This is a genomic window from Rhizobium sp. Root483D2, assembly GCF_001426685.1.
In the GTDB taxonomy this organism is placed as follows: Bacteria; Pseudomonadota; Alphaproteobacteria; order Rhizobiales; family Rhizobiaceae; genus Pararhizobium; species Pararhizobium qamdonense.
Window position 1 is genome coordinate 34947 of the sequence record NZ_LMFB01000008.1, and the last position, 12612, is coordinate 47558.

Sequence of the window (12612 nt, forward strand, 5' to 3'; positions counted from 1 at the left end):
TTTTAGGTTTTCTTGCGTTCGACGATAAGAATGTGATCGGCGGCGAGCACGACTTCGTCCCGTTGGTTGATGACTTCGCAGCGTTCAGTGACACGGCCGGATGCCGGCCGTTTCGGGTCGTCATCCTTGGCCGCGATCGTGACGCGCGTGCGGATGGTATCACCGATATGGACCGGACGGACGAAACGCAATCGATCATAGCCGTAGGAAAATGCGACGGGATTGATCAGCGATGCGGTGAGGCCGACGCCGATGGAAAAGATCATCGTACCATGGGCGATACGCTGGCCGCCGGGCAGGGTCTTGGCAAATTCCGCATCCATGTGATGCGGGAAGAAATCACCGGTATGGCCGGCATGCACGACGAAATCGGTCTCGGTAATGGTACGGCCGGTGGTCAGCCTGACGGAGCCGGTTTCATAGTCTTCGAAATGGATGATCTGTTCGCTCACGGTTCAAACCTCGGCAAGGGCGCAAGCGGCGTCGCCGGCTGCGCACTGGATTGATAGGCGGCCTCGACCAGAGCCATGGTTTGCCAGGCATCTTCGACGGAGCCGATCAGGACATCGTCCTCGCCGGTGGCAAAGCGCTGCAGGTTGGCCATGCGATTGGCAAAGGCATCGGGAAACCATGCGCCCTGCAACGGTACGGAAATCCATTCCTCACCACCGGCAGGGCGGATCCAGAGCTCGTCCGGCTCGCCGCGCGGATAGTCGAGATTGACGCCCAGCTTGACATAGGCAGCGCCCTTGGTGCCGGAAATGCGAAACTCGCAGGCCTGGAACTTGCGGCCGAAATCATGGTCGTGATTGACGGACAGAACGCAGCGCAGCCTGTCGCCATAAACGAGAATGGCCGCCGTGCGGGTCTGGGCGACGTCATGGTTGGGATGACCCATGGTTTTGGCGTGGACACCGCGTGGATTGCCGATCAGACCCCGGATGAAATCAAAGTAATGAATGGAGTGCATGGCGATTTCGATCCGTGGCAGACCTTTCAAAAAAGGCCATAGTCCCCACGGCGTGGCGAGCGCCAGCCAAGCGTCGAAATCGACGATCTCGCCGAGAAAACCACGATCGACAGCATCTTTGAGAGCCAGCATCATCGGCGCAAACCGCAGCTGGAAATTGACGGCCGCCTTTAGCTGGCGCGTGCGGCAGATCGTCAGGATTTCGGTTGCGGCGGCAAGGTCCGCGCCCATCGGCTTCTGAATGAGCGCGGCAGCGCCAATCGGCAGTTTCGACAGGATGGCGGCATGTGTTGCGGGGGGCGTAGCGAGGTCGAAAATGGCGCCCTGGACTGCGAGAGCTTCGTTTTCATCCGCAAACGCACGGATGCCCCATGTTTCCGCCAATACACGGGCCTTTCCGGAATCCGGATCGTAAACCCCCGCAACCGGAAAACCGGCATTCCTATAAGCCGGCAAATGCGCATCGCCAACGATGCTGCCGGCGCCGAAAATAACAATGGGACGCGGGGCATTAGGCTTTGGCCACCATTGGCGCAGCGTTGTGGGATCGAAGATCATGTCGTTACCCTCTCCTTGAGGGGGAGGGCAGGACCGTAGGTCCGGGGTGGGGTGACGGCCGCGAACGCAGAGCTTGTGGCGATCACCCCCACCCGCGCGTGCCGTGCGACCTCCCCCCTCAAGGGGGAGGTAAAGGGCGACCGGCTGATGTGGAATGAAGTCGCCGGGCAACGATCTCCCTCTTCTCCCCAGCGGGGAGAAGTGCCGAGCGGATGCGAGGCGATGAGGGGGGCTTCGGCGGAGCCGGAGCCAGGGTGAGGTGGCCTTCGGCCCCCCTCATCCGGCGTTTCACGCCACCTTCTCCCCGCTGGGGAGAAGAGGGAGGACGCCGAGGGCCATATGCGATTGCCCTTTCCCTGTGAGTGAATTCGGCCAAACATCTCAATCATGATGAAAAACCTCTTCCATCATTGCCCACCACTCCCCGTCTTTGCGTGTGGACAGCGGCTTTTGGCAGGGCATGCAGACCGACCACCATTCCTTGTTTTTCGGATGCGCCGCCATCTTCGCCATATCGGCGTCGAAGTCGGAGCCGGTATATTCCCAGTAGCCGAACAGCAGGTTTTCCGGCTCCTTCAGGAAGATCGAGTAGTTGGTGATGTTGCAGTCCGAGATCAGGTCCAGGATTTCCGGCCACACGGCTGCATGCAGCCGCCGGTATTCCGCGATCTTGGTGGGCTCAAGCCCGATCACCATGCTCATGCGCTGCATCGCCGTCTCCCGTCAGGCCCGGAATTCGCGGGTGAATTCTTCGACCGAGCGCGATTTGACCGCATCCCAATCCCAGGAAATGCCGATGCCCGGCTCGGATGGTGCCAGCGCCTTGCCATCGACGATCTCCATGCGCTTGTCCGTCAGGTCGTCGAGCTGCGGAATATACTCGACATATTTGCCGTTCTGTACGGCGCAAACGAGGCTGACATGCAGCTCCATCAGAAAATGCGGGCAGACTGGAATATCGAAGGCTTCGGCTGCATGCGCAACCTTCAGCCATGGCGTGATGCCGCCGATGCGGGCAACATCGACCTGAACGATCGAGCAGGCGCCCTTTTGCATATATTCACGGAAATGGCGGATCGAATACATCGATTCGCCGACGGCAATCGGCGTCGTGGTCGAGCGCGAAAGCCGGATATGGCCGTCAAGATCGTCGGCCGGAAGCGGCTCCTCGATCCAGGCGAGATCCAGTTCCTGCAGGCGTCCAGCGCGCCGGATCGCCTCATCGACGGCAAAGCCCTGATTGCAATCGGTCATGATCTCGAAGGCCGGTCCAACGGCCGCGCGCACCGCCGACAGCCGGTCATAATCTTCCGAACCGTGCGGGCGGCCGATCTTGATCTTGGAGCCGGAAAAGCCTTTGGCTTTCGCCTGCAGCGCATCATCGACCAGCGCCTGCTTGTCGATATGCAGCCAGCCACCCTCGGTCGTGTAGAGCGGGCAACGGTCGCGGGCGCCGCCGGCGAGCTTCCAGAGCGGCAGGTTCTGCTTCTTTGCGCGCAGATCCCAGAGTGCCGTATCGACAGCCGCGAGCGCCAGCGCCGTGATCGGGCCGATCGTGGTGGCATGCGTGGCAAATTCCAGCTTGTGCCAGATCGCCTCGATGCAATCGGGATCCGCGCCGATCAACAGCGGCACGAGATGGTCCGACAAAAGCCGCATGACGGAGGAGCCGCCTGTGCCGATCGTATAGCTATAGCCGGTTCCGGTTGCGCCATCGGAATCGGTGATGGTGACGAAAGGGGTTTCCTGGCTGACAAAGCTCTGGATCGCATCGGTCCGCTTCACCTTCGGCTGAAGGTCCACCATGCGCAGTTCAATTCTCTCTATACGGGCCATCAAAGCTTCCTCAGGGTACCAGGCTCTTGCCGGTGGTCAGGTCGAACAGGTGCGCTTGCGAAAGATCGAAGCTCATCTTGATGGACTGGCCGGAGGGCAGGGGGCGCGGATTGAGCATGCGCGATACCCAATCGCGGCCGTTGAAACCGACAAAGACCAATGTTTCGTTGCCCAGCGGCTCGGTGATCGACACCGGCAGCTCCAGTTCGGCGACCGCCTCGGCATCACCGGAATTGAGCCCATGGCCCGTTGGAAAGAAATCGTCCGGCCGCAGGCCGAATGTCAGCTTCTGGCCGGCCGTGAGGCTCTGGCGGAATTTCGGTGGGATTGGCAGCGTTGCGCCGCTGGCAAAGACAAGCTTGCCATCATCCACCGTCACATCATCCATGTTCATCGGCGGCGAGCCGATGAAGCCGGCCACGAACTTGGTGAGCGGCCGGTTGAACACCTCTTCCGGCGTGCCGATCTGCTCGATATGGCCGTCGCGCATGATGACGATACGGTCTGACAGCGTCATCGCCTCGACCTGGTCATGCGTGACATAGATCATTGTCGCCTGCATGCGGGCATGCAGCTTCTTGATTTCGGTTCGAACCTGCGTGCGCAGCTTGGCATCGAGATTGGACAGCGGCTCGTCGAACAGGAACACGTCCGGGCGCCGGACGATAGCCCGGCCCATGGCGACGCGCTGGCGCTGGCCACCCGAAAGCTGCGACGGACGCCGCTCAAGCAGATGCGAGAGATCGAGGATGGCGGCGGCATCGGCCACCTTCTCCTTGATTTCATCGGCTGGGCGCCCGGCGATCTTCAGCGAAAATCCCATGTTTTCGCCCACCGTCATATGCGGATAGAGCGCGTAGGACTGGAACACCATCGAGATATTGCGGGCGCGGGGCGGCAGGTCGTTGACGACATTGCCGCCGATCTCGATCGTGCCGCCGCTGACGTCTTCGAGGCCCGCGATCATGCGCAGCGTCGTTGATTTTCCGCAGCCGGACGGGCCGACCAGGGCGATGAACTCACGGTCCTTCACTTCGAGGTCGATGCCGTGCACCACTTCCAGTGCGCCGTAGCGCTTGACCAGTTTCTTCAGACTGACAGGAGCCATGATTTATCCTTTGACCGCGCCGAAGGTGAGGCCGGAGACGAGGTGTTTTTGTATGATGAAGGTGAGTGTCAGCGCCGGGATGATCATCACGACGGCGAGTGCGCACATGCCGCGCCAGTCGATGGTGAACTCGGCGGTATAGTCGAGCAAGCCGACCGGCAACGTCTTGGAGTTCACCGAGCGGGTGATCTGCGAGGCCAGCGCATATTCGTTCCAGGAGATGAGAAAGGCGAAGATACCAGCGGATGCGATGCCGGGACCGGCCAGCGGAAATTCCACCTGCCAGAACGCCTGCCAGCGGGTGCAGCCGTCGATCTGGGCGGCTTCCGCCAGGTCCTTCGGCACCTGCCTGAAGAAGCCGTCGATCAGCCAGATGGTGAAGGGTACGTTGAGCGCGACATAGGTCAGGATCAGCGCAAAATGCGTATCGATGATGCCGGTGCGGGCAAAGATCATGAACAAAGGCAGCGACAGCGCGATGCCGGGCACGGCGCGGGTCAGCATGAACCCGAGGAAGATCGCCGACTTGCCCTTGAACTTGTAGCGCGCAAAAGCGTAGCCGCCGGCCATGCCGATCCCCAGCGCAATGAATGTCGACGTGATGGAGACGATCAGCGAGTTGCGGAAATAGGACCAGACGGGAATGCCGCCCTGGCCTGCGCCTGAAAACATCGAGCGATAAGCGTCAAGCGACAGATCCTGGGGGATCCAGACCGGCGGCTTTGCCATGATCTCGACGGTCGGGCGCAGCGACGACAGGATGATCCAGAAGCCGGGCAGGCAGATGATCAGCATCGCCACGAACAGGGTGATGACATGGACGAGCGCATAAAGCCGCTTGCGCAGGCGGTGGGACGAATTGATATCCATTACCACTCAGCTCCGATCTGCTGGCGCGCGGCTGCGAGCTTGCGGAAGAAATAGACGGTGAAGAGGATCGACAGGACGATGGCGAAATAGGCCATGGCATTGGCCAGCCCCATACGGGCATCGCCATAGGCGGTGCGTCCGACCAGCGTCCACAAAAGCTCGGTGCGCTTGGCCGGGCCGCCATCGGTCATGATCTTGACGATGTCATAGGCTCTCGCCACATCCAGCGAGCGGATGGTCATGGCGATGAAGGCAAACGGCATCAGATAGGGCCAGGTGACATAGCGGAAAGTTTGCAGCGGGGTGCAGCCATCGACATGGGCGGCCTCGATCGGATCGCGCGGCATGGCGAGAAGACCGGCCAGAATGAGGATTGCGAACACCGAGGTCGATGACCAGACTTCGGCAACGGTGATCGAAAATAGCGCCAGGTTGCCGTCGATCAGCCACGGGATCGCCTGGTCGGTCAGCCCCAGCGATTGCAGGGCGTTGTTGATCAGGCCGATATTGTCGTTGAACAGAAACTTGAACTGAAAACCGACGAGAACCGGCGAAAACATCATTGGAAACATCATCAGCGTGCGCAGCAGCCGCTGACCGCGCACGGCCTTGGAGACCAAGAGCGCAAGGCCGAGACCGAGCAGCATTTCGGCATTCAGCGCGATCGTCAGGAACAGGACAGTGCGTCCGAACGCGACCCAGAAATCCCAGCTCGAAATGACGGTGATATAGTTGCGCAGCCCGATGAAGACATAGAGCGATTCCGGCTTTGTGAGGCGAAACGGCGTGAAGCTCGAATAGAAGGATAGCGCGAGCGGCACGACGACGACGGCCGCCAGAACCAGGAATGCCGGAAACAGCAGCAGCACCGGGGCCGATAATCTGGATAGTTTCATGTCGCGCCCTTTGATTTGCGCCGGAAATGAAAAGCGGCGCCACGGCATCAGCCGTGGCGCCGCATCAGTTCAATCAAAGCTTGCCGGCATCCTGCAAGATGGCCGTGGCCTTTTCGGCGGCCGCATCAAGCGCCTGCTTGGAGGTCTTGTCGCCAAGGATAGCAGCCTGCAGCTCGGGATAAACCGAGTTGGAAATCTCGATCCATTCGGCTGTCTGCGGAACCGGGAAGGCATTCTTTGCCGCTTCCTGGAAGGCCTGCAGCACTTCGGTCTTATAGGCGTCGCCCTCGGCGGCCTTGATGTTGAAATCCCAGACGGCGCTGCGTGTCGGCAGCGGACCGGTCGCCGATTCCAGCTTCTGGCTGTCTTCGTTGGTCAGCCACCAGACCAGCGATGCGGCGGCTTCCTTGTTGGCGCAGGATTCCGTGACCGAGAAGCCATGGTGACCGGACCAGCCGGTGCGCTTGCCGGACGAACCGGCCGGCTGCACCTTCACGCCGACATTGCCCGCGACCTTGGAGGACTTCGGGTCGTTGAAGAAGCTCGCCCAGCCAGGCCAGTCGAGATTGAGCGCGATCGAGCCGGAGGCAAAGCCCTGGCCGAGATCGTCCCAGAGATAGTTGGTGGTCCCGGCCGGAACGGCCTTGGTCTTGTAAAGATTGACGAACCAGTCGAGCGCGCGCACGCCGGCGTCCGAATTGAAGGCCGGGCGGCCGTCCTTGCCGAGATATTCGCCACCTTCGGCAACCAGCATCTCATAGAAGCGGCCGTTGATCGCCTCTTCCTTGCCGGCAAACTGCGTGCCGTAGAAAGTCGGCGGCGCGGAGAAGAACTCGGCCTGGTCGGTGACCTGTGCCCATGTGTCCGGGGGTGTCAGGTCGTAGCCGTACTTCGCCTTGAATGCCGTCTTCTTGGCGTCGTCCTGATAGAGGCTCTTTTGATAATAGAGCGCTGACACGTCGAACTGGGCGCGCGGCAGCATGACCAGCTTGCCGTCAAGCGTCGAGGCGGCAATCAGCGCCGGGACGAATTTGGCAAGTTCCTCGGCCGGGATCAGCGGCGTCAGATCGGTATAGATATCCGGATATTGCGGCGCAAACGACGAATGGTTCGAGCCGACGCACCAGCTGAGGCCACCGGTGGCGATATCCGACTTGATTTCCTTGTCGAGCTCAAAATGGTTCTTTTTCGAGAGAATGTTGACCTTGGCGCCCGTCGCCTTTTCCCACTCGCCGATGCGCTCGTAGAGCTTTTCATATTGCTGGCCGCCGATGAGCTTTGCGTCGATCGTGACGCCATCGAATTTGCCGGGCAGGTCAGCAGCTTGCGCCGCGACCGAGCAGGCAAACACCATTACCCCGGCGGATACGCCGGAAAGCAGCTTGTTCATGACTTTTCCTCCTCACGTCCTCACCATCCCAATGGCAGGGATTCCTCATTTGTGAGGAATTGATTTATATACAAACAGCAAACGGTCCGTTGCGTCAAGCCGCAACTTTGCTTTGTCGCGCGCCTCGTATGCGTATATGAAGTGTTTCATTCACAGGGGGATGTGTTGATGGACGCTGATGAATCCGACCGTTATCGCGCGCCAGCGCTCGACAAGGGGCTCGATATTCTCGAGCTTTTGGCTGGCGTCGATGGCGGACTGACGCAGGCCGAGATTTCCAAGAAGCTGGAGCGCAGCCCGAACGAGTTCTACCGGATGCTCGACCGGCTGGTGCGGCGCGGCTATGTCACGCGGATCGACGGCGATCGTTATTCTCTGACGCTGAAGCTGTTCGGCTTGGCGCAACTGCACGCACCTGTCCGGCGACTGGCATCCTACGCAACGCCGCTGATGCGAGACCTTGCCCAGCGCAGCCGCCAGGCCAATCATCTGGCGGTGTTTGACCGTGGCTTCGCCGTTGTCATCGCGCAGCAGGAAGCCCCGGATTACTGGGGTATCTCGATCCGCGTCGGCTCGCATATCAGTCTTTTCGACACCGGATCAGGCCATGTCCTACTGGCCTTCCGCAGCGAGGAAGAGCGGCAGATGATGATCTCCGAGCATGTCAAAAGCCAGTCCGAACCGCCGCTGTCTGACGATTTTTTCGAGCGGCTCGACCGGATCCGCGAGCGCGGTTATGAAATGATGGCCAGCGCCCAGACCGCCGGCGTCTACAATCTGTCTGCCCCGATCCTTGGACCGGACGGGCGCGGTATTGCGGCATTGACTTGCCCTTATATCGCTCTGGTCAACGCGCCGTCTGCGCCTGATATAACCGAAAGCATCGCGCTGTTGCAAAAGACTGCCGCCCAGTTGTCCCTGCTTGCCGGATCGGACGTGAACCATTCGGAATGAGAAAGCTTCAATGTGGGAAATGATAAAATTCTTATTTGAATGATCTCTTCCTATGTGAAATAATTAAATGAGACGCCGGGGAGGAAACGGACCAGTGATCATCGACACCCATCTGCATCTGATCGACAGGGCAGCACTTGCCTATCCGTGGCTGTCAGGGGTTCCGGCGCTGGATCATGACTTTCTCTACGAAACCTATGCGACCGAGGCGAAACGCTGCGGTATCGCGGCCGCACTTCATATGGAAGTCGATGTCGATCCCAATGAGATCGAAGCCGAGATCGGTTATATCCAAGGCCTTTCGAAAAAGCCTGGAAACCTGATCACCGGCGCAATCGCTGCCTGCCGTCCGGAAGAGGCCGGTTTTGCCGCTTATCTTGAACGTCAGCGCGCCAACCCGTTCGTCAAGGGCTTTCGCCGCGTGCTGCACGTCGTGCCCGATGATGTGTCGGAAGGCGCACTGTTTCGCGAGAATATCAAGCGCCTTGGCGAAACCGGCCTGTCCTTCGACCTTTGCGTCCTGCCGCATCAGATTCCGAACGCCATTGCGCTTGCCGATCTCGCGCCGGACGTTCAGTTCATCCTCGACCATTGCGGCGTCCCGGCCATCGCGTCCGGCGCGGTCCAGCCGTGGCGGGACAATATGAGCGAGATCGCCAAACGCCCGAATGTGACCGCCAAGATGTCCGGCGTCGTCGCCTATGCGGAGGCGGAAAGCTGGTCCGTCGAAACCCTGCGTCCCTATGTCGAGCACACGATCGCACAGTTCGGATGGGGGCGTGTTGTCTGGGGCAGCGACTGGCCGGTCTGCACGCTGGGTGGCGGCCTGTCGACCTGGACGGCTGCAACGCATGCGCTTTTGGCCGGGTGTTCGCAAACGGAGCGCGATCAGCTTCTGTCGGGCAATGCCAAGAGGATTTGGCGTCTATAAACAGGCGGCCGGCGTGATCCGCCGGCCTGCTTTTTATCAAAAGCTCTCCGCGAACAATCGATTGATGTCACCGACGACCGTCCTAGCGGATTGACGCTGCAACAGGCCCTCGTTGAGGCGGTCGGATGCCGCCTGCTGGAAGCCCATGTAGCCGTTATGACGGGGCCGGACCCAGGCGGCATCGAGCGTTGCGCGGGTGCCGCGATAGAAATCTGCGGTGGCGAGGTTGACGGCGGCATCCTCCCACGCCCACGCATGGCCGGGTTGTCCGCCGGCTACCGCATACCCCGCTTTCTGGACATCACCGCTGGCGATCCAGTAGGCAAAGTCGATCGCGGCATCGGGGTTTTCAGAAAAAGCCGAGACGGCAATGCCGGTCCCGCCCAGTGCCGAGCCCACCGGCCCGCTTTTACCCGCAGGAGGAATGTCGCCGAAGCGGATGAGGCGTGGGCGGAAATCCTTCACCGAATAGCTGACATAACCATAGATCAGTGGCGCGGCGACAGCGGTTGCTTCGGGTGCTGCCATTCGCTCGAGAACGGCGATGGGGTCCATTTCAAAACAGGCCGGATCCATCAAAGCTTCGATTTCACGCAGCATCTCAAAAACCTGTACCCCCGTTTCAACATCGACCAAGTCCCCCGGACCTTCGACCGCGCAGGGCCGCCCGAGATTGCCGCAGAGCGTGTAAAAGCTCATCAGCGAATGGGGCGGGCGCAGCGGAATGAGAACCTTGCCGGCCCGTGCCAGCTCAAGCACCTCGGCCCAACTCTTGGGTGGGGTGTCCATGAGATCGGGCCGCCAGGCCTGCACCTGCGTGGCCGCATCGATCGGAAAGGCCCATTGGCGGCCCTGCCAGGTGTAACTCGGATAGGATTGCCCAACACTGGCTGCCGCCAGAGCATTTCGCTCGATCTCGCGCCCGGCTACGTCCAATGGCAAGAGGCATTTCTCATGGGTGATCTGCCCGACATGCGGATGATCGATGACGATGAGATCGAACTGCCGCGCCAGCTCTTCGACGGGGAATGTCTCGAAATCCTGCAGCGCCCGCTTTTCCCATTCGACCTTGACACCCGTGTCCTCAAGCCAGCGGCTGGAACAGGCGACCATCGGATCGTAGCCGCGCGGATGGTTCCAGGTCATGCCTTTGAGTGTGATGGTCATAGGCCGAACTCTTCGCGAATAGCCTGGCTATGTTCGCCGATGCGCGGCGCGGCGCGATCGACCTTGGCGCGCACGCCGTTGACGCGCAGCGGCGAGCGGGTCGTCGTGATGGAAATATTGTCGTCGCGGGTCACGGTCTGCAGCATGTCGAGAACCTGAAAGCCTTCGCTTTCCAGAAGCTCGTTCCAGTTCAGCACCCGGGCGCACCAGATGTCCGCCGGCTCCAGGATTGCCAGCCATTCATCCGTCGTCTTGGTGGCGATGCGCTTGGCGATCAGCGCCTTGATCTCGTCGCGGGCGGTAAACCAGGTGGATGAGGTGTCGCGGTAAGGCGCGAGTTCCTCCATGCCGAGCAGGTCGGCAAGTTTCGGGATCGGCGTCATGGCGATGGCAAGATACCCGTCGGCTGCGGCATAGACGCCGTAGGGTGCAGAGAGATAGGCATGGGCACTGCGGAAATTCGACCGTTTCGGCAAGCGCTTTCCGTCGTTGAGATGGGTGGTCAACACCTCAAACTGGAAATCAACGAGGGCTTCGAGCAGGCTGGTCTCGACATGGCTGCCGGTGCCCTTGACGCTGCGGCGCACCAGCGCTGCGAGAATGCCCTGGGCAAGTGCTGCACCAGCCAGCATGTCGCCGATCGCCAGGCCGAACGGGACAGGTCCCTGGTCTTCATCGCCGTTCAGCCACATCACGCCGGAGCGCGATTGCGCCAGGAGGTCCTGTCCGGGCCGTTTGACCCAGGGGCCTTCCTCGCCGTAACCGCTGATCGACGCATAGACCAGGCGTGGGTTGATCGCCTTGACGGCCTCGTAATTCAGCCCCAGCCGTTCGATCACGCCCGGCCGGAAATTCTGGATCAGCACATCGGCCTGGGCAAGCAACGTCCGCAGCGCAGCCAGATCCTTCTCGTCCTTCAGATCGATGGACAGGCTTTCCTTGGCGCGGTTGATTGCATGGAAAATGGTGGAATCGCCGCCGATCTCGGTGTCGCTGAGATAAAGCCGCCGCGACAGGTCGCCGCCATCCGGCCGTTCGATCTTGATGACGCGGGCACCCAGATCCATCAGCCTTAGGGAGCAATAGGGTCCGGACAGGAACTGGCTGAGATCGACGACGATCAGGCCGGCGAGGGGTAGGTCGGTATCGGCTGGCATTTATTGTTTTTCCGTCTTGCCGGCAAAATCGGCGGGGTTCTTGTATTTCACGGTCTGCAGATGCTCGCAGTAGAGCACCAGTTCGCCTTCACCCTTGAAGATTTCATAGCTGGCGCGGATCAGTCCCATGTCCTTATAGCGCGGCGTCTTCTCGAAATTGGTGCGGATCGCGTAGATCGTGTCGCCGATGAAGACCGGCTTGATAAAGCGCAGCTTGTCATAGCCATAGGAAAAGGCGTTGACGCAATTGGTGGCGACAAGCCCGAGGCCGGCTGAGAACACGAAGGCTCCCGCAATCAGCCGCTTGCCGAAAATGCCCTCGCGCTCGGCAAACATCTGATCCTGTACATAAGGGTGAATATCGGTGACCAGCATGTTGAACATGTGGCTGTCGCCTTCGGCCATCGTGCGCCGCAAGGAGCGGATGCGCTGTCCTGCCGGCCAATCCTCGTAGAACCAGTTTTCAGCATTCCAGACCGGAAGCGAAGCATGGTCTTCCGGCATGTCGGAAGGGTGGGTGGAGGACACGCCAACGGTGGGTGCAGTCGCGCTCATGGCGTTCCTGCCGCGCGAATTCCGTCTCGCTCTGTCATATCCAAGCGTACCTCCAATTTTCTTATGTAAAGAAGATTTTCACATATGGATGATTTTTGCAAGCGTGAACCGGCGCTTTAAGCCTGCGTGCAGGTGGCGAAAACGATTGCCCGCACGAAAAACGAGGTGCGAGGTGAGGGAGGGGCTGAATTGTAAATGGGATGTGCAAGATGACGGATAA

13 protein-coding genes are annotated in these 12612 nt (G+C 60.3%); 2 read left to right on the forward strand and 11 right to left on the reverse strand.

Going from position 1 to position 12612, the window contains the following annotated elements; all coding sequences use genetic code 11:
- Nucleotides 1–2: 2 nt before the first annotated feature.
- The 8 genes from ASD32_RS06075 to ASD32_RS06110 all read right to left on the reverse strand — a co-directional run bounded on the left by ASD32_RS06075 (nt 3) and on the right by ASD32_RS06110 (nt 7628).
- Nucleotides 3–452, reverse strand: a complete 450-nt coding sequence (locus ASD32_RS06075; RefSeq protein ID WP_060637127.1) for a MaoC/PaaZ C-terminal domain-containing protein — start codon at nt 450–452, stop codon at nt 3–5.
- Complete coding sequence (locus ASD32_RS06080) at nt 449–1528, reverse strand: Gfo/Idh/MocA family oxidoreductase (RefSeq protein ID WP_060637128.1); 1080 nt, start codon at nt 1526–1528, stop codon at nt 449–451. Before ASD32_RS06080 ends, ASD32_RS06075 begins: the two co-directional genes overlap by 4 nt.
- A 381-nt stretch (nt 1529–1909) precedes the next feature.
- On the reverse strand, nt 1910–2239 hold the full coding sequence (locus ASD32_RS06085) for an L-rhamnose mutarotase (RefSeq protein ID WP_060637129.1): 330 nt from the start codon (nt 2237–2239) through the stop codon (nt 1910–1912).
- A gap of 12 nt (nt 2240–2251) precedes the next feature.
- Nucleotides 2252–3364 carry a mandelate racemase/muconate lactonizing enzyme family protein gene (locus tag ASD32_RS06090; RefSeq protein WP_060637130.1) on the reverse strand — a complete coding sequence of 371 codons (1113 nt, stop codon included), beginning with the start codon at nt 3362–3364 and terminating at the stop codon, nt 2252–2254.
- A 10-nt stretch (nt 3365–3374) separates the two neighbouring features.
- Nucleotides 3375–4472, reverse strand: coding sequence for a sn-glycerol-3-phosphate ABC transporter ATP-binding protein UgpC (gene ugpC, locus ASD32_RS06095; RefSeq protein ID WP_060637131.1), 1098 nt, complete (start codon nt 4470–4472; stop codon nt 3375–3377).
- 3 nt (nt 4473–4475) lie between these two features.
- The gene (locus ASD32_RS06100; RefSeq protein WP_060637132.1) at nt 4476–5342 is read right to left on the reverse strand and encodes a carbohydrate ABC transporter permease; all 867 of its coding nucleotides are present in this window, start codon (nt 5340–5342) and stop codon (nt 4476–4478) included.
- A complete protein-coding gene (locus ASD32_RS06105) occupies nt 5342–6238 on the reverse strand; it encodes a sugar ABC transporter permease (protein WP_060637232.1) in 897 nt (298 codons plus the stop codon). Before ASD32_RS06105 ends, ASD32_RS06100 begins: the two co-directional genes overlap by 1 nt.
- Nucleotides 6239–6311: 73 nt before the next feature.
- Nucleotides 6312–7628, reverse strand: coding sequence for an extracellular solute-binding protein (locus ASD32_RS06110; protein ID WP_060637133.1), 1317 nt, complete (start codon nt 7626–7628; stop codon nt 6312–6314).
- 168 nt (nt 7629–7796) lie between these two features.
- Here ASD32_RS06110 and ASD32_RS06115 point away from each other — a divergent pair, with 168 nt between their 5' ends.
- Nucleotides 7797–8582, forward strand: a complete 786-nt coding sequence (locus tag ASD32_RS06115; protein WP_060637134.1) for an IclR family transcriptional regulator — start codon at nt 7797–7799, stop codon at nt 8580–8582.
- 94 nt (nt 8583–8676) lie between these two features.
- A complete protein-coding gene (locus ASD32_RS06120) occupies nt 8677–9513 on the forward strand; it encodes an amidohydrolase (protein WP_060637135.1) in 837 nt (278 codons plus the stop codon).
- A 36-nt stretch (nt 9514–9549) separates the two neighbouring features.
- Here the strand turns inward: ASD32_RS06120 and ASD32_RS06125 are convergent, their stop codons facing one another.
- From ASD32_RS06125 to ASD32_RS06135, 3 genes are read right to left on the reverse strand one after another with little or no spacing between them, the layout of a single operon-like run.
- Complete coding sequence (locus ASD32_RS06125) at nt 9550–10680, reverse strand: extracellular solute-binding protein (protein ID WP_060637136.1); 1131 nt, start codon at nt 10678–10680, stop codon at nt 9550–9552.
- Nucleotides 10677–11837 carry a CaiB/BaiF CoA-transferase family protein gene (locus ASD32_RS06130; RefSeq protein ID WP_060637137.1) on the reverse strand — a complete coding sequence of 387 codons (1161 nt, stop codon included), beginning with the start codon at nt 11835–11837 and terminating at the stop codon, nt 10677–10679. The genes ASD32_RS06125 and ASD32_RS06130 overlap by 4 nt, the downstream gene beginning before the upstream one ends.
- Nucleotides 11838–12392, reverse strand: coding sequence for a MaoC family dehydratase (locus ASD32_RS06135; RefSeq protein WP_060637138.1), 555 nt, complete (start codon nt 12390–12392; stop codon nt 11838–11840). It lies immediately after the preceding gene.
- Between the last annotated feature and the right edge of the window lie 220 nt (nt 12393–12612).

Bases quoted from the DNA above. Each gene is read 5' to 3' on its own strand.
- ASD32_RS06080 (WP_060637128.1), bottom strand. From the start codon at position 1,528: ATGATCTTCGATCCCACAACGCTGCGCCAATGGTGGCCAAAGCCTAAT.
- ASD32_RS06085 (WP_060637129.1), bottom strand. From the start codon at position 2,239: ATGCAGCGCATGAGCATGGTGATCGGGCTTGAGCCCACCAAGATCGCG.
- ASD32_RS06090 (WP_060637130.1), bottom strand. From the start codon at position 3,364: ATGGCCCGTATAGAGAGAATTGAACTGCGCATGGTGGACCTTCAGCCG.
- ugpC (WP_060637131.1), bottom strand. From the start codon at position 4,472: ATGGCTCCTGTCAGTCTGAAGAAACTGGTCAAGCGCTACGGCGCACTG.
- ASD32_RS06100 (WP_060637132.1), bottom strand. From the start codon at position 5,342: ATGGATATCAATTCGTCCCACCGCCTGCGCAAGCGGCTTTATGCGCTC.
- ASD32_RS06105 (WP_060637232.1), bottom strand. From the start codon at position 6,238: ATGAAACTATCCAGATTATCGGCCCCGGTGCTGCTGCTGTTTCCGGCA.
- ASD32_RS06110 (WP_060637133.1), bottom strand. From the start codon at position 7,628: ATGAACAAGCTGCTTTCCGGCGTATCCGCCGGGGTAATGGTGTTTGCC.
- ASD32_RS06115 (WP_060637134.1), top strand. From the start codon at position 7,797: ATGGACGCTGATGAATCCGACCGTTATCGCGCGCCAGCGCTCGACAAG.
- ASD32_RS06125 (WP_060637136.1), bottom strand. From the start codon at position 10,680: ATGACCATCACACTCAAAGGCATGACCTGGAACCATCCGCGCGGCTAC.
- ASD32_RS06130 (WP_060637137.1), bottom strand. From the start codon at position 11,837: ATGCCAGCCGATACCGACCTACCCCTCGCCGGCCTGATCGTCGTCGAT.
- ASD32_RS06135 (WP_060637138.1), bottom strand. From the start codon at position 12,392: ATGAGCGCGACTGCACCCACCGTTGGCGTGTCCTCCACCCACCCTTCC.